19 protein-coding genes are annotated in these 18854 nt (G+C 71.6%); 11 read left to right on the top strand and 8 right to left on the bottom strand.

Going from position 1 to position 18854, the window contains the following annotated elements; all coding sequences use genetic code 11:
• Positions 1–9: 9 nt before the first annotated feature.
• Together cpaB and ACVW2K_RS18490 are read right to left on the bottom strand one after the other, a co-directional pair.
• The gene (cpaB, locus tag ACVW2K_RS18495) at positions 10–747 is read right to left on the bottom strand and encodes a Flp pilus assembly protein CpaB (protein WP_457203520.1); all 738 of its coding nucleotides are present in this window, start codon (positions 745–747) and stop codon (positions 10–12) included.
• A gap of 169 nt (positions 748–916) precedes the next feature.
• The gene (locus ACVW2K_RS18490) at positions 917–2704 is read right to left on the bottom strand and encodes an AMP-dependent synthetase/ligase (RefSeq protein ID WP_457203519.1); all 1788 of its coding nucleotides are present in this window, start codon (positions 2702–2704) and stop codon (positions 917–919) included.
• 89 nt (positions 2705–2793) lie between these two features.
• Between ACVW2K_RS18490 and ACVW2K_RS18485 the strand changes: the two genes are divergently transcribed.
• Genes ACVW2K_RS18485 through ACVW2K_RS18465 form a run of 5 tightly spaced genes read left to right on the top strand, consistent with a single transcriptional unit; the run spans position 2794 to position 6851 of the window.
• On the top strand, positions 2794–3231 hold the full coding sequence (locus tag ACVW2K_RS18485; RefSeq protein ID WP_457203518.1) for an SRPBCC family protein: 438 nt from the start codon (positions 2794–2796) through the stop codon (positions 3229–3231).
• Positions 3228–4421, top strand: a complete 1194-nt coding sequence (locus tag ACVW2K_RS18480; protein WP_457204092.1) for an ArsA family ATPase — start codon at positions 3228–3230, stop codon at positions 4419–4421. Before ACVW2K_RS18485 ends, ACVW2K_RS18480 begins: the two co-directional genes overlap by 4 nt.
• Before the next feature lies 1 nt (position 4422).
• The gene (locus tag ACVW2K_RS18475; RefSeq protein WP_028635996.1) at positions 4423–4782 is read left to right on the top strand and encodes a hypothetical protein; all 360 of its coding nucleotides are present in this window, start codon (positions 4423–4425) and stop codon (positions 4780–4782) included.
• 18 nt (positions 4783–4800) lie between these two features.
• Complete coding sequence (locus ACVW2K_RS18470) at positions 4801–5721, top strand: ROK family glucokinase (RefSeq protein WP_457203517.1); 921 nt, start codon at positions 4801–4803, stop codon at positions 5719–5721.
• Between the two features lie 47 nt (positions 5722–5768).
• Positions 5769–6851: a saccharopine dehydrogenase gene (locus tag ACVW2K_RS18465; RefSeq protein WP_457203516.1), complete on the top strand. Its 1083-nt coding sequence runs from the start codon at positions 5769–5771 to the stop codon at positions 6849–6851.
• Between the two features lie 495 nt (positions 6852–7346).
• Here ACVW2K_RS18465 and ACVW2K_RS18460 read toward each other — a convergent pair.
• Positions 7347–8524 (bottom strand): IS3 family transposase gene (locus ACVW2K_RS18460; RefSeq protein WP_457203515.1). Its coding sequence is split into 2 segments (ribosomal slippage): positions 7347–8237 and positions 8240–8524, totalling 1176 coding nucleotides; the frame shifts between segments, so codons are not numbered across the junction.
• A 199-nt stretch (positions 8525–8723) separates the two neighbouring features.
• Between ACVW2K_RS18460 and ACVW2K_RS18455 the strand changes: the two genes are divergently transcribed.
• Positions 8724–9425, top strand: a complete 702-nt coding sequence (locus ACVW2K_RS18455) for a hypothetical protein (RefSeq protein WP_457203514.1) — start codon at positions 8724–8726, stop codon at positions 9423–9425.
• 323 nt (positions 9426–9748) lie between these two features.
• On the opposite strand, the gene ACVW2K_RS18450 is transcribed toward ACVW2K_RS18455, so the two are convergent.
• The gene (locus tag ACVW2K_RS18450; RefSeq protein WP_457203513.1) at positions 9749–10984 is read right to left on the bottom strand and encodes a DUF222 domain-containing protein; all 1236 of its coding nucleotides are present in this window, start codon (positions 10982–10984) and stop codon (positions 9749–9751) included.
• Positions 10985–11445: 461 nt separating this feature from the next.
• Here ACVW2K_RS18450 and ACVW2K_RS18445 point away from each other — a divergent pair, with 461 nt between their 5' ends.
• Positions 11446–12414 (top strand): ROK family protein, encoded by a 969-nt coding sequence (locus tag ACVW2K_RS18445; RefSeq protein WP_457203512.1) that lies wholly within the window; start codon positions 11446–11448, stop codon positions 12412–12414.
• Here ACVW2K_RS18445 and ACVW2K_RS18440 read toward each other — a convergent pair.
• From ACVW2K_RS18440 to ACVW2K_RS18430, 3 genes are read right to left on the bottom strand one after another with little or no spacing between them, the layout of a single operon-like run.
• A complete protein-coding gene (locus tag ACVW2K_RS18440; RefSeq protein WP_457203511.1) occupies positions 12347–13591 on the bottom strand; it encodes an ornithine cyclodeaminase, nickel-pincer nucleotide-dependent in 1245 nt (414 codons plus the stop codon). The two genes, ACVW2K_RS18445 and ACVW2K_RS18440, sit on opposite strands and share 68 nt — an antisense overlap.
• A gap of 17 nt (positions 13592–13608) precedes the next feature.
• Positions 13609–14067, bottom strand: a complete 459-nt coding sequence (locus ACVW2K_RS18435) for a hypothetical protein (RefSeq protein ID WP_457203510.1) — start codon at positions 14065–14067, stop codon at positions 13609–13611.
• A gap of 23 nt (positions 14068–14090) precedes the next feature.
• Positions 14091–14864, bottom strand: coding sequence for an alpha/beta hydrolase (locus tag ACVW2K_RS18430; protein WP_457203509.1), 774 nt, complete (start codon positions 14862–14864; stop codon positions 14091–14093).
• Between the two features lie 113 nt (positions 14865–14977).
• On the opposite strand from ACVW2K_RS18430, the gene ACVW2K_RS18425 reads away from it, so the two are divergent.
• Genes ACVW2K_RS18425 through ACVW2K_RS18410 form a run of 4 tightly spaced genes read left to right on the top strand, consistent with a single transcriptional unit; the run spans position 14978 to position 17949 of the window.
• A complete protein-coding gene (locus ACVW2K_RS18425) occupies positions 14978–15697 on the top strand; it encodes a lysophospholipid acyltransferase family protein (RefSeq protein ID WP_028635982.1) in 720 nt (239 codons plus the stop codon).
• The gene (locus ACVW2K_RS18420) at positions 15694–16203 is read left to right on the top strand and encodes a flavin reductase family protein (RefSeq protein ID WP_457203508.1); all 510 of its coding nucleotides are present in this window, start codon (positions 15694–15696) and stop codon (positions 16201–16203) included. Before ACVW2K_RS18425 ends, ACVW2K_RS18420 begins: the two co-directional genes overlap by 4 nt.
• Entirely contained in the window at positions 16200–17042 is an 843-nt protein-coding gene (locus ACVW2K_RS18415; RefSeq protein WP_457203507.1) for an arylamine N-acetyltransferase family protein, read from the top strand. The genes ACVW2K_RS18420 and ACVW2K_RS18415 overlap by 4 nt, the downstream gene beginning before the upstream one ends.
• A 10-nt stretch (positions 17043–17052) precedes the next feature.
• Positions 17053–17949 carry a hypothetical protein gene (locus ACVW2K_RS18410; RefSeq protein ID WP_457203506.1) on the top strand — a complete coding sequence of 299 codons (897 nt, stop codon included), beginning with the start codon at positions 17053–17055 and terminating at the stop codon, positions 17947–17949.
• On the opposite strand, the gene ACVW2K_RS18405 is transcribed toward ACVW2K_RS18410, so the two are convergent.
• Positions 17946–18854 carry an FGGY family carbohydrate kinase gene (locus ACVW2K_RS18405; RefSeq protein WP_457203505.1) on the bottom strand — a complete coding sequence of 303 codons (909 nt, stop codon included), beginning with the start codon at positions 18852–18854 and terminating at the stop codon, positions 17946–17948. The two genes, ACVW2K_RS18410 and ACVW2K_RS18405, sit on opposite strands and share 4 nt — an antisense overlap.

Raw genomic sequence — 18854 nt, 5'->3', positions numbered from 1 at the left:
AGCTCACCCTCACTCGAAGAGATTCGTCGAGGTCACGCCGCCGCCGCCGCCCTTGACCTTGCTGTCCCCGTTGATGAGGGCGAACGCCAGCTCGCCGTTCGAGGACGCGTAGAGCACCTTCTGGGCGTCCTTCTGGTCGACGGCGACGGTGAGCAGCGTGCGAGGCAGCTCCTCGGTCGTCGGGGCGCCGTCGTCGCCGGTGGTCGTCGTGGTCACGGGTGCCGTCGAGCCGACGCCGAGCACGGTCACCCGGGGCAGCAGCAGCCGGGTGAACGTCTGGCCGGTCTGCGGGTCGGTGCCGTTGAGGAACACCGACACCTCCGAGCCCGGCTCGAGGAACCCGGATACCCGCGCCGCGTCGGTGAGGTTGACCGAGACGGCCATCTTCCCCGGCGGGATCGGCAGCGTCGCGGCAGCCTCGGCGGAGGACCCGAACTTCGCGGCGATCAGCTGCTCGCCGGGGTAGATCGGCACCAGCGCGACCTCGCCCTTCAACGCGTCCGCCGTGGCGCCGGCGCCGTCGAGGACGTCGCCGCGCGCGACCTTGGCGGTGCCGATCTTGCCGGCCGCCTCGGCCGCCTCGATGGTCTCGCCGGGTGCGAGCTGCTGGGTCGCGACGAGCACGTCGACCCCGCCGAAGCGGTCCTCGGCGCGCGCGTCGGCGCTGCGGGCGTACGTCAGTACCAGTGCCACCCCCAGCACGGCCACCACGGCCGCGCCCAGGATCAGCAGTCGTCGTCGGTCCATCCCCGGATGCCCTCCCATCTGACGACGGCGGACAACCGGACTCTCACCCCCGACAGTCCGGTTCCTCAGCCGGACTGTAGAGCCGTTCTTGACGCGTGTGAATCGGCGGAGCAGACCACTGCGGGACCAAGGTTTGGAAACCCGCTACTCCTGGGTAATGGACCTGGATTCACTGGTACAAGGCGGCAACGTCGTCCTTGAACTCGCGCATCACGACGTTGCGCTTGAGCTTGAGGCTCGGCGTGAGCTGGCCGTTCTCCTCGGTCCACTCGTCGGCGAGGACGGCGAACTTTCGGATGGCCTCGGCCTTCGACACGGCCTTGTTGGCGTCGTCCACGGCCTCCTGCATCGCGGCCCGCAGGTCGGGGTCGTCGACGAGGTCGGCGACGGTGCCGGTCTTGCCGTGCTGCTCGGCCCACATCGGGAGGGACTCGCGGTCGATGGTCACCAGGGCGCCGATGAAGGGCTGCCCGTCGCCGACCACCATGCACTGGTCCACGAGGAAGTGCAGCCGGACCCGGTCCTCGAGCACCGAGGGCGCGACGTTCTTGCCGCCGGCCGTCACGATGATCTCCTTCTTGCGGCCGGTGATCCGGACGAAGCCCTCGTCGTCGACCTCGCCGAGGTCGCCGGTGTGGAACCAGCCGTCCCGCTCGAACGCCTCGATCGTCGCCTGCTCGTTGTGCCAGTAGCCGGCGAACACCTGGCCGCCCTGGAAGAGCAGCTCGCCGTCGTCGGCCACCCGGACGGCGGTGCCGGGCAGCGGCCGCCCGACCGAGCCGACCTTGATCGCGGCCGGGAGGTTCGCGGTCAGGGCGGCCGTGGTCTCGGTCAGGCCGTAGCCCTCGAGGACGGTCAGGCCGATGCCGCGGTAGAAGTGGCCGAGCTTGTCGCCCAGCGGAGCGCCGCCGGACACGGCGTACACGCACCGGCCGCCCAGCGCGTCGAGGAGCTTGCCGTAGACCAGCCTCTTGAACACCACGTGCTTCGCGCGGGTCGCGACCGAGGGCCGGCCGCGGTCGAGCCCGCGTGAGTAGTCGATGGCGGTCTGTGCGGCCTGGTCGAAGATCTTGCCGCGGCCGTCCGCGGTGGCCCGCTGCGAGGCGGTGTTGAAGACCTTCTCGAACACCCGCGGCACGGCGAGGATGAACGTCGGCCGGAACGCCTGGAGGTCCGGCAGCAGGTTCTTGATGTCGGCGCTGTGACCCAGCCGGGTGCGGGACTTGATGCAGCCGACCTGGATGATCCGCGCGAACACGTGGGCCAGCGGGAGGAAGAGCAGCGTCGAGGCGTCGTCGGTGTCGAACAGCTCGGGCAGCTCCTCGAGGGCCACCGCGAGCTCGAACATGAAGTTGCCGTGGGTGAGCATGCAGCCCTTGGGCCGCCCGGTGGTGCCCGAGGTGTAGATCAGGGTGGCGAGGTCGAGGGGCGTCGCCGACGTACGCCGCTTCTCCAGCTCCTCGTCCGAGATGTCGTCGCCCAGGCTGGTGAGCGTGCCGATGGCGTTGTCGGAGATCGACCAGACGTGGTTGAGCTCGTCGAGGCCGCCGCGCACCTCCCGGATCCGGGCGAGGTGGTCCGGACCCTCGGCGACCACGGCCCGGGCTCCGGAGTCCTGGAGGATCCAGGCGATCTGCTCGGCGGACGAGGTCTCGTAGACGGGAACGGTGACCGCGCCCGCGAACCAGATCGCGTAGTCGAGGAGTGTCCACTCGTAGCGGGTCTTGGAGACCAGGGCGACGCGGTCGCCCACCTCGATGCCGGCCGCGATGAGGCCCTTCGCCACGGCGCTGACCTCGGCGAGGAAGCCGGCCGCGGTGACGTCCTCCCAACCGTCGGCACCGGGACGGCTGAACTGCACCCGGTCGCCGGCGTCGCGGGCGTTGTTCACGACGTCGTCGGTGAGGTTGCCGGTGGCCGGGACACCGGTCGTCATCGGGGTCGAGAACTCACGCACGAGCCGACGTTACCGCGTGGCGAGGGGCCCCGGTCCATCCGGTACGCTCGCTGCCCGAGTCACACCAGCCCGTGGAGCAAGGGGACCCGATGGCCGAGCAGACCACCTCGTCGATCGTCATCGACGCCGACCCGGCGGACATCATGGGCGTGATCGGCGACTTCCCGGCGTACCCCGAGTGGGCGAAGGGCGTGACCAGGGCCGAGGTCGTCAAGGACGGACCCGACGGCTGGGCCGAGCAGGTGTTCTTCGCGCTGGACGTCAGCCCGATCAAGGACGAGTACACGCTGGCCTACGAGTGGGACGGGTACGACGAGGTCACCTGGACGCTGGTCGAGGGCAAGATGCTGCGTGCGCTCGACGGTGCCTACGTGCTCCGCGACCTGGGCAACGGCTCCACCGAGGTGACCTACCGGCTCTCCCTCGACGTCTCGATCCCGCTGATCGGCATGCTCAAGCGCAAGGGCGAGAAGATCCTGATCGACACCGCGCTCAAGGGCCTGAAGAAGCGCGTGGAGTCGCTCTGAGGATCCTGCTCTTCACCGGCAAGGGCGGGGTCGGGAAGTCCACCGTCGCTGCCGGGACCGCGGCTCTGGCGGCTGCCGAGGGTCGCCGCACGCTGGTGCTGTCCACCGACGCGGCGCACTCGCTGGCCGACGCCTTCGGTTGCCCGACCGGTGCCATCGGGGCAGAGCCGACCGAGGTGGCGGAGCAGCTGTTCGTGCAGCAGGTCGACGCGCAGCTGCGGTTCGAGCAGTCCTGGGCCGACATCCAGCGGTACCTCCTGTCCGTGCTCGACGCCGCGGGCGTCGACCCGGTCGCGGCCGAGGAGCTCACGGTCATCCCGGGCGCCGAGGAGGTGCTGGCGCTGCTCGAGCTGCGCCACCAGGCGCTGTCGGGGGACTGGGAGGTGATCGTCGTCGACTGCGCGCCGACCGCCGAGACGCTGCGGCTGCTGGCGCTCCCCGAGGCGCTCGGCTGGTACATGCACCGCGTGCTCCCGGTCGAGCGGCGGGTGGTCAAGGCGCTGCGGCCCGTCCTGAACCGCGCCGCCGGTGTCCCGATGCCCGGCGACACCGTCTTCGACGCCGTGGAGCGGCTGCACGCCGAGCTCGAGGAGGTCCGCCAGCTGCTCAGCGGACCGGACTCGAGCGTCCGGCTCGTGCTCACCCCGGAGAACGTCGTGCTCGCCGAGGCCCGACGCTCGTACACGACGCTCTCGCTCTTCGGCTACCGCGTCGACGGCGTGGTCGCGAACCGGGTGTTCCCCGCCGACGGCGCCGACGACTGGCGGGCCGGCTGGGTGGTCGCGCAGGACGAGGTGCTGGAGCGGGTCGGCGAGTCGTTCGCAGGGCTGCCGATCTGGCGCTCGGAGTACCGCGCGAGCGAGCCGGTCGGGGTCGAGTCCGTGGTGACGATGGCGCGCGACCTGTACGCCGGCGCCGACCCGCTGGCGACCGGGACGGGCCGTGGACCGTTCCGGATCCGGCGTACCGAGGCCGGCGCGGTGCTCCGCCTCGCGCTGCCGCTCGTCTCACCCGCCGACGTGGACCTGGCGCGCAATGGCGACGATCTGGTCGTGACCGTGGGATCGTATCGTCGGCTGCTGACGCTCCCGTCCGGGCTGGCGCGCTTCCGCATCGCCGGGGCCCGGGTGGAGCAGGGGGAACTGCAGGTGCGGTTCGTCGAGGACCCCGCGGACGAGGCCGGAAGGTGACATGAGCGGGGACCGGGATGACGTCGGGTCCGTGGCCGACGAGGCGGCGAAGCTGCTGGCTGCCCTCTCGGAGTGGGCGAAGGACGCGGCGCACGATGTCGAGAGCCACGTCGCGACCGGCGCCGAGGAGTGCACGTACTGCCCGATCTGCCGGACCGTGCACGCGGTGCGCGGGCTGAGCCCGGAGGTGCGGACGCAGCTCGCGACGGCCGCGACGACGTTCCTCCAGGCCGCGGCCGGACTGATGGCGAACGCCTCGCCCGACGCCCGGGGTGGCAGTGTCGAGCACATCGACCTCGACGGCCACGATGACGACGGTGACTGGCCCGAGGACACTGATCCCGAGGAGGGTGAGCGATGAGCCTGGCCTGCGGGATCGATGTCGGGGGCACCAAGATCGCCGGCGGCGTGGTCGACGAGGACGGCAGCATCCTCGAGGAGCTGCCGGGTCGAGTCGCCGGCGACCGACGCGGAGGCGATCGAGGAGGCGATCGCGGGCCTGGTCACGGAGCTGCGTTCGCGGCACCCGATCGCGACGGTCGGGGTCGGTGCGGCCGGGTACGTCGACAAGGCGCGCGCGGTGGTGCTGTTCGCCCCCAACGTCGCGTGGCGCAACGAGGACCTGAAGGCCGAGCTCGAGAAGCGCGTGGAGCTGCCGGTGGTCATCGAGAACGACGCGAACGCCGCGGCGTGGGGTGAGTTCCGGTACGGCGCGGCCCACGACGCCGATGACCTGCTGCTGGTCACGGTGGGGACCGGTGTCGGCGGTGGCCTGGTGCTGGACGGCGAGGTCTACCGCGGTGCGAACGGGGTGGGTGCGGAGATCGGGCACATGCGGGTGGTGCCGAACGGGATCCTGTGCGGCTGCGGGAAGCACGGCTGCTTCGAGCAGTACGCGTCCGGGTCGGCGCTGGTGCGCGAGGCCCGGGCGCTGGCGATGAGCGGCGCGCAGATCGCGCAGGGGATGCTGCGGCGGGCCGGCGGCGACCTGACGGGGATCACCGGGCCGCTGATCACCGAGGCCGCCCAGGCCGGCGACGCCGGGGCAACCCAGCAGCTGGCCGAGCTGGGCCGCTGGCTCGGCGAAGGCATCGCGTCGCTGACCGAGATCCTCGACCCGGAGGTCGTCGTGATCGGCGGCGGTGTCAGCGAGGCGGACGAGCTGCTGCTCGACCCGACCCGGACGGCGTTCGCAGGGCAGCTCGTCGGCCGCGGCTTCCGGCCGATCCCCGAGATCCGCAAGGCCCGCCTGGGCAACAAGGCCGGCATGATCGGTGCGGCGGACCTCTCCCGGCGCTGAGGACCCGGGGTCGCGCCCGCCGCGGCCGACGATGCCATCCTGTGCGCATGCATCCCCTCCAGGTGTGGATCCGGTCCGAGTCCCGCGGCACGGAGCGACGTGCGCCCGTCGTACCTGCCGACGTCCCGGTGTTGCTGGACGCGGGGATCGAGGTGACCGTCGAGGAGTCGCCGCAACGGATCTTCGACGTCGAGGAGTACGCCGCGGCTGGAGCGTCCGTCGTGGCCGAAGGCACCTGGGTCGACGCACCCGACGACGCCTACGTCCTCGGGATCAAGGAGCTCCCGGACGAGCCGGCGTCGCTCCGGCACCGGCACATCTACTTCGCGCACGCATTCAAGGGCCAGGAGGACGCCCGGCGCACCCTGGAGCGGTTCCGCCGCGGCGGAGGCCGGCTGCTCGACATCGAGTACCTCACCGACGAACACGGCAAGCGGGTCGTCGCCTTCGGCTACTGGGCCGGCTACGTCGGGGCCGCGCTCGGCGTGCTGCACCTGGCCGGCATGCTGGCCGCGCCGCTCGCCCCGATGGCCAAGCACGAGCTCGACACCGAGCTGGAGCAGGCCGGGAAGGCGGGAGCCGACCAGCTGCTGGCGTTGGTCACCGGCGCGCGTGGACGGTCCGGTCGAGGCGCCCAGAGGGCGCTGATGACCGCTGGTCTGCCGATCACCCGGTGGGATCGCCCGGAGACGCGGGACCTGCACAAGCAGGCCCTGCTCGGCCACGACCTGCTGGTGAACTGCGTCGTCACGCACACCCCGACGACTCCGTTCGTGGAGCAGGCGGACCTGGACCACGAGCGCCGGCTCCGGGTTCTCGCGGACGTGACCTGCGACGTCACCGGCCCGACGAACATGCTCCCGGTGAACACCGAGATCACCACCTGGCAGGAACCGGTCCGGCGACTGCACGACGGCACCTCCGAGCACGGCAGCGCGCCGTTGGAGGTCATCGCCATCGACAACCTGCCCTCGCTGCTCCCGCGCGAGGCCAGCGAAGGGTTCAGCGCGGAACTGACCCCGCAGCTGCTCGGCCTGGCCGGGGAGGTCGGGCCGTCGGGACCGTGGCAGGCGGCCGGCCGCGCGTTCGACCAGGCGCTCGAGGAGTTCGACGCGCCGACGGCTTCCTAGCGGGACGCTCGCCCGCCCGCGGCCTTGCGTCTCCGGAGAACGGGTACTGCCCGTTCTTTGCAGGCCAAGGCCCCGGAAGGTGGAACGAATGTCCCGCAGGAACTACGGCATCGGCAGCTTCGCCCTCGACGTGATCCTCGTCCTCATCACCGGAGGTCTGTGGCTGATCTGGATCTTCGTCCGGGAGATGCGGCGACGTTGAGGACCTCGGCTCCCGGCTCTCGTCGAACCGCGCGGGGCATCAGAGGCTCACGTGATGGCCCAGTCCACGGCCCCAACCCCGAACGCCTCGAGCCGACGGTTGACCTCGGTGAACGTCCCTGCCCTGCCGAACTCTCTCTGACTGGGTGGTGTGTCCCTATTCGCGCGGATCGCGGCAGATGAGTGCGTTTCCCGAGTCAGCGTTCAGCAGCGCCACAGCAGCGCCAGGGTAGGCCAGGACGTAGATCGGGGTGGTCCCCGAGGGTCTGCTGCACGAACGGGTGACAGTCGGGGTTAGGCCGCCTGGGTGGAGGCCGGTGTCATGATCAACTCGTATTTGACCGGTGTCAACCGGCCGAGAGCGGCCTGCCTGCGGCGGCGGTGGTAGTTCCTCTCGATCCAGGTCACGATCGCTATCCGCAGTTCCTCGCGGGTGTTCCAGAGCCGCCGGTCGAGGACGTTCTTCTGCAGCAGCGAGAAGAACGACTCCATTGCAGCGTTGTCGCCGGCCGCGCCGACTCGGCCCATCGATCCGATCATGTGGTGATGGTTGACCTGATGGACCAGCTTCCTGGACCGAAATTGCGACCCTCGGTCCGTGTGCAGCACGCAGCCGGCCACGTCCACACCTTCGGCGTTGCGGCGCGCGACGGCGTTGTCGAGTGCAGCGACTGCGATCCGCGACTTCATGCGTGAGTCGATGGGGTAGCCGACGATCCGGTTGGAGTAGACGTCCTTGATCGCGCAGAGGTAGAGCTTGCCTTCGCGGGTCCAGTGCTCGGTGATGTCCGAGAGCCACAACGTGTTCGGCCCATCAGCCGTGAAATGCCGTTCCACCAGGTCGTCATGGACCGGTGGCCCGGGCTTCTTGCCGTTGCGGCCGCGCCTCTTCCCGAACGCAGACCACCAGCCAAGCTCGGAGCAGATGCGCCACGCGGTCCGTTCCGCCATCGGCTGACCGGGGTCGCGAGCCTCATCGACTAGGAACCGGTAGCCGAACTCCGGGTCGTCCTTATGTGCGTCGAACAGGGCGTTGGCCCTGTACGCAGCCGTCCGTTCCGCGTCGCTGACCGGCTGGGCGAGCCAGCGGTAGTACGGCTGGCGGGCGAGGTTGAGGACCCGGCACGTCACCGCGACGGGGATCCCGTCGGCGGCCAGCTCGCGGACGAGCGGGTACATCATTTTCCCGGCAGGTGCGCCTGGGAAAGGTAGGCCGCTGCGCGGCGCAGCACCTCGTTCTCCTGCTCCAGGAGCTTGATCCGCTTGTTCGCCTCACGCAGCGCATCGGACTCGTTGGCGGCCCGGGCAGCAGGCGACGGGTCGGTCGAGTTGCGGTCATCGATCCTGATCCACCGCTTGAGGCACGACGGCGAGATGCCGAAGTCCTTCGCGACCCGAGCAAGGGAGGCATCTGAGTCGCGATAGACCCGGATGACGTCCTCGCGGAACTCCTTGGGAAACGCCTTCGGCATGGCGCACACCCTTCCAGCGTCGACACACATCGACGCAGATCAGATGTCACCTACTCGTGCAGCAGACCCCGATGTTGATTGCGGCATGCTGTGGCCCTGAACAAGGTTCCGCTGACGGCGCCCGAAGGAGCAAGACATGAGATGGCCGCACAAAAGCGACAAAGCTGTGGAGTCCCAGCATGTGCCTGCGAGCGCGGCAGTGGCAACGAGGGGGCCGATCCCGACCCCTGCGTTCGGGGAGCGGGTCGTGGGCGCGGCGGCGATCGCGTTGGTAGCGTCGTTGGTCATCCAGAATGCGGTGCTGGTCTGGGCCGGAGCGCCCGGCTTCGGCGACCCGATCGAGAAGGTGCTCGCCTTCCACGCGGAGCACCGGGGCGCGGTCGCGATCGCGGTCGGCTCAGAGGCGCTGAACCTGCCGCTGCTGCTCGTGTTCGTGACCGGTCTCCACGGGCTGGTCGGGCGTCGCGGGGGTGCGGGCGCCGACTGGTCGCGCCTCGCGGTGGCCGCGGGCGCGACTGTCGCGGCGCTCCTCGCGCTCTACGCCGTTCTGTGGAACGGAGTCGTATTGTCCGCCGGCGAGCTCGCCAAGCCGAGCCCGCTGTTCGAGCTCGTCTGGCAGCTGCATGCAGGAGCATTCGCTCTGGCGCTGTCGGCGCTCGGCACCACCTTCATCGGCGCTGCGCTGGCGGCGCATGCGAGTCGGCTGGCGGCGCCGTGGCAGCGTGTGCTCGGCGTGGCCGGGGGAGGCCTGCTGATCGCCGCCGGGGTGGCCAACCTCGCGATCGCTGACGGCTCGCCGATCCTGTTCGTGGGGCTGCTCGGCTACGCCGCCTGGCTCGTGTGGCTGCTGGTGACCGGGGTACGGCTGGTTCTGATGCCCAGGAAGGTCGGCGCTGCCTAGGAACCGTTCCCGCCACGCGGCAGCCCCGATACAAGGATTGCGTCAATCTGGGCGAGCCGAAGTGACACGACCGCTCATCGGCAGATCCGGTAAACGTGTCTGCCCAAGGCGAGCCTCAATGAGGACACACCCGGTGAGAGCGCCCTCGCGCGGCCGGGTGAGGGGCTCGTTGCCCAGCACGTCCGGCCACGCCGCATCGCGATGCGGCCGCCGCGGGACCTACCGCCGCCGCTTGGTCCTCGCCTCTACGCACGGGCGTGCGGTCGTCTGCCTCGTTGCTGCCTGTGCGTCGTGCACGATGTCTGCTCTTCCTCGGCCGTCTCTTACGTTCGCCGGTGGAAGGTGACGTCGCCGTTGGGGTGGTGGGTGGTCTGGTAGTTGGTGTCGTGGGCGCGGGCGTGGTGCCAGGGACAGAGGGAGATGCCGTCGGCGAGGTTGGTGTGGCCGCCGTCGGTCCAGCGGGTCTTGTGGTGGGCGTGGAGGCCGGTGGCGCGGTCGCAGCCCTGGGCGCGGCAGCCGCGGTCGCGGACCAGCATCGCGGTCCGTTGGGCCTCGGTGAACAGGCGCCGCTTGCGGCCCACGTCGAGCGGCTGGGAGTCGCCGTCCAGGACGACGGGGATGATCCCGGCCTGGCAGGCGAGCCGGCGGGCCATGCTCGGGGAGATCTTCTCCCCGGTGTCCAGCACCCCGGCCTTCTCGAGGCGGCCGAGCAGGACGTCGAGGTCGAGGAGCACCACCGCGGTGGCGGAGACGCCGCCGGTGGTGGGGAGCTGGTCGGCGGGGTAGCGCTCGATCAGCTCGCAGAACGCCCGCCCCAGCGCCTCGGGGGTGTCCGGCCGCTCCACCCCGGGACCCTGGGTGGCGGCCACGTGTCGGGGTGCGGCCAGGGCGCCGAGCATCTTCCGCAGTGCGGCCCAGTGGTAGCTGGGCAGGGTGCCCTTGAAGTGCGCCTTGCCGTGGCCGTCGTCGTAGCCGGTGAGCCGGCAGGCCTTGGCGGCGGCGGCCTCCTCCTTGGCCAGGAGCGCGGCTTCGCGGGCGTCGGCCTCCGCGGGTGCGACCACCTCGAACAGGTGCTTCCCGAGCCGGTTCAACGCCTTCGCGTCGTGGTGCCGGGCCAGGGCCAGCAGGTGCGCCTCGGCCTCGGCGACCTTCCCGGCCGGGACCGTGTCCGGGAGGTCCTCGACCCACCGGATCACCACCCGCGCCTGGTCGGCCAACACGGCACCGGCCGCCAACGCCTCCCGGGTCAGCGAGTGGGCCTCGAGGTCGCGGCCGAGCCGCACCGCGGCGTACGCCGCGGCCCGGGTCGCCTTCGTCTCGTGCGCCAGCCAGTTCGCCGCGGACGAGGCACCCACCTCCCGGCCCACCCCGATGTCCTCGGCGTGCGCCGCCACCCGGGCCTTCAGCTCGCAGACCTGCGCCTCCAACCGGGTCAGCTCGATCAGCGTCCCCGCCGTCTCGATGGCATCCATCGACCACACCGACGCATCCGCCACGGCGTCGGCCGCACCCCGCATCCGCGCGACCGCGACCGACACCCGGTGCCGAGGTGTGGTCATCGCTGTCATGGTTCAACTCAAGCACCGACCACCGACACTGAGACGCTCAGAACCCTTGTTTTGACCAGCATTCGGACACTTCCGGAAGATTCTTCAGCAGAAATTTCGCGGCCCCTCGCGACCCGCGAACCCTCGCGACCGCAAGCCGGGAAGCAGCCGGAACCACGCGCCCGCCTCGTCCGCGTCGGTGCCTGTCGGTCGGCACCACCCACGGACCCGCAGCCAGCTGTCACCGACGCGGACCCGCAAGCCGGCAAGCCACGGCGACCTCCAGCTCGCCGTACCCGCTTCGCTGCCTTCGGTCGCCACCACCCACGGACCCGCAGCCAGCCGTCACCGACGCGGACCCGCAGCCCGATGTCACCGACGCGCCCGACGTTCATCGCGACGATCCCGTCGACACCGTCGCCTCCGAGCGCGTTCCCCCACCACCGGCGACTCGGTCTGGTCGAATAACCCCCATGGCGCTCTTCATCGGTGTCGACATCGGCGGCACCAAGGTCCTCGCGGCCGCGGTCTCCTCGACCGGCCGGGTCCTGCGGACGGCACGGCGGACGACGCCGGGCCGGCGGGTCGAGGCCCGGCTCGTCGAGGACGCGCTGACCGAGGCGGTCCAGGAGATCGCGGGCGTACGGCGTCCCTCGGCGATCGGCATCGCCGCGGCCGGCTTCGTCGACGCGCAGGGGGAGCGGGTGCGGTTCGCGCCGCACCTGCCGTGGCGCGACGAGGGTGTGCGCGCCCGGCTCGCCGAGCGCTGGAGCGCCCCGGTGGTGCTCGACAACGACGCGAACTGCGCGGCCCGCGCGGAGGTCGTGTACGGCGCGGTCGGCAACGTCGAGGACGCCCTGGTCATCACGCTCGGCACCGGGATCGGCGGTGCGGTCGTGCTCGACGGCGCCGTGCACCGCGGCTACAACGGCATGGCGGGCGAGTTCGGCCACATGCAGGTCGTCCCCGGTGGCCGGGCGTGCGAGTGCGGGGGCACGGGCTGCTGGGAGCAGTACTGCAGCGGCAACGCGCTGGGCCGGTTCGTCCGTGAGAACGGCGGCCCCGAGGACCTGACCGGTCCCCAGGTGATGGAGGCGGCCGAGGCGGGTGACCCGGTGGCGCGGGCGGCGTTCGAGTCGATCGGCACCTGGCTGGGCGTCGGCACCGCCAACCTGGTGGCCGCCTTCGACCCGCAGATCGTGGTGGTCGGTGGTGGCCCGTCGATCGCAGGCGACCTTCTCCTCGAGCCGGCGCGCGCCGCGCTGCGCGAGTCCCTGGTGGGTGCGGAGCACCGGGTCGTGCCGCCGCTCGTCCGGGCGGGACTCGGACCGGAGGCGGGCGCCATCGGGGCGGCGTACCTGGCCCGGCAGACCTTCAGGAACGCCGGTACTCGGGCACGAGCTCGACTGCAAGCTGCTCGAGGAACAGCCCCACGTCGGTGACGATGCCGCGCGCCTGCGACGACCCTCGGTCGGCGAGCTTGGTGACGGTCGCCGGATTGATGTCCACGCAGACCAGGGGTATCGAGGCCGGCAGGATGTTGCCGGTCGCGACGGAGTGCAGCATGGTCGCCACCATCAGGCAGAAGCCGACGCCCTGAAGCTGGGCGCGCATCGCCCGCTGGCCCTCGATCACGTCGGTGTAGACGTCCGGCAGCGGACCGTCGTCACGGACCGAGCCGACGAGGACGAACTCCTTCCGGTGCGTGACGAGCGCGTGCATGATGCCGCCGGTCAGTACGCCGCTGTCCACGGCGGCCTTGATCGAGCCCTCCTTGCGGATCGTGTTGAGCGCGCGGATGTGGTGCTCGTGACCGTGCTCGACGCCGCGGCCCATGGCCAGGTCGATGCCGAGGCTGGTGCCGTACAGCGAGGACTCGATGTCGTGGGTGGCGAGGGCGTTGCCCGCGAAGAGCACGTCGACGAAGCCGGCGTGGACCATCGCGACCAGCGCCGGCGCGGCGCCGGTGTGCACGACGCCGGGGCCGCCGACCCAGAGGACCTTCTTGCCCTCCGCCTTGGCCTCGCGCATGCCGTCGGCCACCTGGCGGACCAGGACGGCCTGCGGCTTCTCGGAGGACACCTCGGACTCCATGAACCCGAACGCGCCCGCGGTCCGGTCCGGCTCGGGGACCGACACCTTGACGCCGGACGCACCGGTGATCACCAGCATGCCCTCGCGCACGTCGGACATCGGCAGCGTGTAGACGCGCGTGGGTCGCCCGTCGGCGTTGCGCTCGAGCACCAGGCCGCAGTCCATCTCCGGGTTCTCGACCTCCAGCCAGGTGCCGTCGACGCGGACCCGGGTGTCGAGGTTGGTGGTCGAGTAGAAGCTGTCGGGGAACACGCCGTCGCGGTCCGCGACGGCCACGGACGCCTCGCCCGGGTCCACCTGGTTCACGCCACGGGTCTGCAGCCGCATCAGCAGCCGCTGGAGCGACTCCTCGTCCTCGGCGACCACCGTGATCACCGCGTGCGACGGGTCGTCGGTCTCCCGGCCGACGTCGAAGCGGTCGATCGAGTAGTCGCCGCCGTACTCGCGAATGTCGTCGAGGACCCGCGACAGGATGCCGTGGTCCATCAGGTGGCCGGTGATCTCGACCGTCTCGTTGGCGCTCACGTTGCGCACACTAACCGTCAGACTTGCGCGCCGTCGTCCCAGGGGTCACGCGGCTCGCGGGGCATCTTCACCACCAGGTAGAGGAACCCGCCGACGAACCCGGCGACCAGCAGGTAGCCCAGCCACTCGGGCAGGCTGATCGCGAAGACCAGGGCACAGAGCAGCACCACGGGGGAGCCCAGGACCCCCACCCAGGCGAGCATCCGGTCCGGCTCGACGCGGGGGAGCGGTGGCGGCTCGGGCGGGACGAAGCCCTCGTCCTCGTCCGCCGCCACGAACGGCTCGTCCTCGTTCTCGGACGGGAACGCCCGCAGGTCACCGAAGCGGCCGGCGAACGGCGCACCGGACGCGGGCGGCGCCGTCGGCGGAGCCGTGGGCGGGGCGGAGTCGTCGATCTCGGCGCGGTCGCCGTAGTTGTCCACGATCGCGCGCCAGGCCTGGTCCTCGGCCTCGTCGTCGTGGTGGTCGGGCTGCACACTCCGAGGGTATGCCCCCGGCGTTAGGACGCCGAAGTCACGCGGGCGATGAACGCGGACGACTCCGCGACGATCTTGTCGAAGTCGTTGTCGAGGGTCGCCACGTGGTAGCTGTCCTCGAGCGGTACGACGGTCACGTCGGTCGACGAGACGCCGCCGGTGATCAGCGGCTGGGACTTCTCGTCGACGACGTGGTCCTCGGTGGAGCGCAGGTAGAGCAGCGGCGCGGTCACCTTCGACAGGTCGGCCACGAGCAGCGGCCACGCCTGCATCATCGAGTGGGCGGCCTTGAGCGGCGTCTTCGTGTAGCCGTACTCCTCGCCGCCCTCCTTCTTGATGTCGTTGGCGATCCCGGGGAACGACTTCACCAGGTGCTTGAGCACCGGCAGCAGCTTCACGTCGAGCCGCTTGGTCGCGACCGCGGGGTTGACCACCACGACGCCGGCGACGTCGTCCGGCCGGTCGGCGGCGAGGCGGAGCACCAGGGCGCCGCCCATGGACAGCCCGCAGAGCACGACCGCGTGGTTGTCCGCACGCAGCTTGTCCAGCGCGCCCGACACCTCGGCGTACCAGTCCGCCCAGGTCGTGGAGTTCATCTCCTGCCAGGTCGTGCCGTGGCCGGGCAGGCGCGGCACCTCGACGGCGTACCCCAGGGCCGCGAGCGCCTCGCCCCAGGGCTTCATCGAGGCCGGCTGCCCGGTGAAGCCGTGGCTGAGGAGGACGCCGATGCTGCGCCCCCCGGTGAGCTCCGGCCGGGCCGGGGCGGAGTACGGCGAGGCTTGGGGATGCACAGTCATGGCGGCATGATGCCCCACCGGAGCCATCCACGGACTGGGGTATGGGGAAGTCCCCGGCGACGGTCTAGGCTGCCCGCGTCGGGTCGTCTCGGGATCGCGTGCGGAGGTGTCGGGTGTTCTACTGGTTCCTGAAGTGGATCGCCCTGGGTCCGTGGCTCAAGCTGGTGTTCCGCCCGAGGGTCTCCGGGGCCGAGAACGTGCCGCTCGAGGGCCCGGCCATCCTCGCGAGCAACCACCTCTCGTACGCCGACTGGCTGTTCATGCCGCTCACGCTGCCGCGCCGCGTCACGTTCGTCGCGAAGGCGGAGTACTTCACGTCGCCCGGCCTCAAGGGCTGGCTGCAGAAGACGTTCTTCAAGGGCTCCGGCCAGGTGCCGATCGACCGGTCCGGCGGCAACGCGTCCGAGGGCGCGATCATCTCGGCCAAGCGGCTCCTCGACCAGGGCGAGCTGTTCGGCATCTACCCCGAGGGCACCCGCTCCCACGACGGCAAGCTCTACCGCGGCAAGGTCGGCGTCGCGCGGCTGGCGCTCGAGACGAAGGCGCCGGTCATCCCGGTCGCGGTCGTCGGCACCGACGTCGTCGCGCCTCCCGGCAAGACGTTCGGCCGGTTCACGCGTCCCGTCGTCCGGTTCGGCAGGCCGCTGGACTTCAGCCGCTACGAGGGCATGGAGAACGACCGCTACATCCTGCGGTCGATCACCGACGAGATCATGTACGAGATCATGCGGCTCTCCGGCCAGGAGTACGTCGACATGTACGCCTCCCGCGCCAAGGAGGAGTCCAAGAAGGACAAGGACGGCGGCTCCGAGGCCGACAAGCTGGCGTCTTGACCATCCACTCCAGCCACCCGTTCGCCGATCCCGAGCCCGACCCGGTACGCCGGCTCCGCGGCCGGCTCACCGGGACGGTCGCCCTGGTCACGGCCGGAGGGGACGGTGAGCGCGCCGGCCTGACGGTGAGCTCGCTGATGGTCGCCAACGGTGAGCCGGCGCGGGTGCTGGCGCTGGTCGACCCGGACAGCGACCTGGCCGAGGAGGTCGCGCGCACCGGGCGGGCCGTCGTGCAGCTGCTGTCCTGGTCGCACCGCGACCTCGCGGAGGCGTTCGCCGGCACCGCCCCCGCACCGGGCGGTCCCTTCCGCACCGGGACCTTCGAGGACACCGCGTGGGGCCCGCGGCTGGCCGACGCCGCGACCTGGGTCGGCACCACGCTCGAGTCGGCGGCCCCGGTCGGCTGGTCGACGCTGCTCACGCTGGCCGTGGACGAGATCGCGGCCGGCGACGACCCGGAGCCGCTCGTGCACCGGCGCGGGCGCTACGTGCGCCCCGGCCGGTGAGCGCGACCGCGGCGTACCTGAGCCGCCTCGGCTTCGACATCCCGCCGCCACCGACCCTGGAGACCCTGGTGCTCCTGCACCGGCGGCACCTCGAGCGGGTGCCGTACGAGAACCTCGGCGTGATGCTCGGCCGGCCGCCGTCCGTGGACGCCGTCGCGTCGCTGGAGCGGGTCGGCGAGCTAGGCCGGGCCGGGTACTGCTTCCACCAGAACGGCGCGATCGAGCTCGTGCTGAGGGAGCTGGGGTACGACGTCACCCGGCGCCACGGTCACGTCTGGACCGACGAGTGGGACCGCCACGGGGACTTCCTCAACCACCTCGTCCTCCAGGTCGCGGGGCTGCCGACCTCCGCCAACCCCGGCGGCGAGTGGTGGGTCGACGTCGGGCTCGGCGACGCGTTCCGCGATCCGCTGCCGCTGATCGTGGGCGAGCACCGGCAGGACCCCTTCACCTACGTCGTCGACGAGGTGCGCCCGGACGGCTGGTCGTTCCGCCACGACCCCACGGGCAGCTTCACCGGCGTCGAGGTCACGTCGCGCCCGACGGAGCCCGCGGACCTGCTCGCCTCGCACGCGGAGCTGTCCGCGCCCGGGACCGGACGGTTCTCGAAGGTGCTCGTCGTCCAGCGCCGGTACGCCGGCGGTGCGGCCACCCTGCGCGGCTGCCTGCTCACGCGGGTCGGCGCCGGCGGCACCACCGAGACCGAGCTGGCGACGTTCGGGACGTGGTGCACGGCCCTCGCCGACCTGCACCTGCCGCTCGACGACCTCGACGAGGACGAGCTGCGCGAGCTGTACGAGCGGATGTGGGCCGCGCACCTCGTCCGGCGGGACTCCTAGGATCACCCGCATGGCCGACCAGTCCACGGACCTGCTGAGCATCGCGGACGAGCTCTACGGCCTGTCGCTGCCCGAGTTCACCCCCGCCCGGGACGCGAAGGCGAAGGAGCTGAAGGGCACGGACCTCGGCAAGCAGGTCAAGGCCCTGCGCAAGCCGTCGGTCGCGGCGTGGGTCGTGAACCTCCTGGTCCGCCGCGAGACCGAGCAGGTGGAGCAGGTGCTGTCCGTGGGTGCCGCGCTGCGCGAGGCGCAGGCGTCGATGTCGGGCGACGCGCTGCGCGAGCTGACCCGGCAGCGGCGGCAGCTCACCGCGGCGGTCACCACCCAGGCCCGGCGCACCGCTCGCGAGGAGGGCACCAAGGTCACCGACGCGGTCGCCGACCAGGTCGAGGCCACGCTGACCGCGGCGATGGTCGACGAGCAGTGCGGCCTCGCGGTGCGCAGCGGAATGCTGGTCGCCGCGCTGTCCTCGACCGGCCTCGACCCGGCGGACCTCGCGGGAGCGGTCGCCGTGCCGGAGGCGATCGGGTTCACCGCCAGCGCCCGGGAGGCCGAGCCGCCGCCGCGGCCCGAGCTGCACGTGGTGCCCGACCCCGAGGCGGACCGGAAGGCGGTCGAGGCCGCCGAGCAGGCGCTCGCCGCCGCCCAGTCCCAGCTGGACGAGGCCACCCAGGCGTACGACGGCGCGCGGTCGGCGTATGACGAGCTCGAGGCCCGCAGCCTGCAGCTCCAGGCCGAGATCGACGAGCTGCGCGGGAGGATCGCGGAGCTCGAGTCGACGGCCGAGGAGGTCGACGACGAGCTCTCCGACGCCGAGGACACCCGCGACGAGGCCGAGGCCGGCGTCCGGGAGGCGACCAGGTCCCGGGATGCCGCGGCCGCGGCGCTCGAGAAGCTGCGGAGCTAGGCCCAGCCCTTCGAGCGCTCGACCGCGTCCCGCCACCGGGCGTGCGCCGCGTCCGCGGCCGCCCGGTCCCCGCCCGGCTCGAAGCGGCGGTCCAGGCTCCAGGTGTGCCGCAGGTCGTCGGTGGAGTCCCAGACGCCTGCGCCGAGGCCGGCGAGGAACGCTGCGCCCAGGGCGGTGGTCTCCACGACCTTCGGCCGCTCCACCGGTACGCCGACCTGGTCGGCCTGCACCTGGCAGAGCAGGTCGTTCGCGGCCGCGCCGCCGTCCACCCGCAGCGACGACAGCGCGGGCATCGTCTCCAGCACGTCGCGGACCTCGAACGCGATCGCCTCGAGCGTCGCCCGGACGATGTGGGCGCGGGTCGTGCCCCGGGTGATGCCGATGATCAGGCCGCGGGCGCGCGGGTCCCAGTGCGGGGCGCCCAGCCCGGTCAGCGCGGGCACGAACACCACGCCCTCGGTGTCGCGGACGGTCCCGGCGATCGCCTGCGTCTCGGCGGCCGAGCCGACGATCTGCAGCCCGTCGCGCAGCCACTGCACGGCGGCGCCGGTGACGAAGATCGCGCCCTCGCTGGCGTAGGTCAGCTCGCCGTCTGGGGAGCGCCACGCGGCGGTCGCCAGCAGGCCGGCGTCGGAGCGCTGGATCGACGTTCCGGTGTTGGTGAGCACGAACGAGCCGGTGCCGTAGGTGCACTTCGAGTCGCCCCCGTCGAAGCAGGTCTGGCCGAAGAGCGCGGACTGCTGGTCGCCGGCGACCCCCGCGATCGGGAGCGACAGGTCGAGGAACGACTTCGGGTCGGTCGTGGCGATCTCGCCCCAGTTCGGCACCAGCTCCGGCAGCGCGTCGCGGGGGACGCCGAACAGGTCGCAGAGCTCGTCGGACCAGTCTCCGGCGGCGAGGTCCAT

This window comes from Nocardioides sp. HB32 (assembly GCF_054058995.1).
The sequence above is the reverse complement of the archived record's forward strand: the minus strand, read 5'-3'. Positions and strand labels throughout refer to the sequence as shown.

What these genes read in the sequence shown, in the direction of transcription:
- ACVW2K_RS18405 (WP_457203505.1), bottom strand. Translation starts at nt 18,854, where the DNA reads ATGGACCTCGCCGCCGGAGACTGGTCCGACGAGCTCTGCGACCTGTTC.
- ACVW2K_RS18410 (WP_457203506.1), top strand. Translation starts at nt 17,053, where the DNA reads ATGGCCGACCAGTCCACGGACCTGCTGAGCATCGCGGACGAGCTCTAC.
- cpaB (WP_457203520.1), bottom strand. Translation starts at nt 747, where the DNA reads ATGGACCGACGACGACTGCTGATCCTGGGCGCGGCCGTGGTGGCCGTG.
- ACVW2K_RS18445 (WP_457203512.1), top strand. Translation starts at nt 11,446, where the DNA reads ATGGCGCTCTTCATCGGTGTCGACATCGGCGGCACCAAGGTCCTCGCG.
- ACVW2K_RS18450 (WP_457203513.1), bottom strand. Translation starts at nt 10,984, where the DNA reads ATGACCACACCTCGGCACCGGGTGTCGGTCGCGGTCGCGCGGATGCGG.
- ACVW2K_RS18475 (WP_028635996.1), top strand. Translation starts at nt 4,423, where the DNA reads ATGAGCGGGGACCGGGATGACGTCGGGTCCGTGGCCGACGAGGCGGCG.
- ACVW2K_RS18470 (WP_457203517.1), top strand. Translation starts at nt 4,801, where the DNA reads ATGTCGGGGGCACCAAGATCGCCGGCGGCGTGGTCGACGAGGACGGCA.
- ACVW2K_RS18465 (WP_457203516.1), top strand. Translation starts at nt 5,769, where the DNA reads ATGCATCCCCTCCAGGTGTGGATCCGGTCCGAGTCCCGCGGCACGGAG.
- ACVW2K_RS18485 (WP_457203518.1), top strand. Translation starts at nt 2,794, where the DNA reads ATGGCCGAGCAGACCACCTCGTCGATCGTCATCGACGCCGACCCGGCG.
- ACVW2K_RS18430 (WP_457203509.1), bottom strand. Translation starts at nt 14,864, where the DNA reads ATGACTGTGCATCCCCAAGCCTCGCCGTACTCCGCCCCGGCCCGGCCG.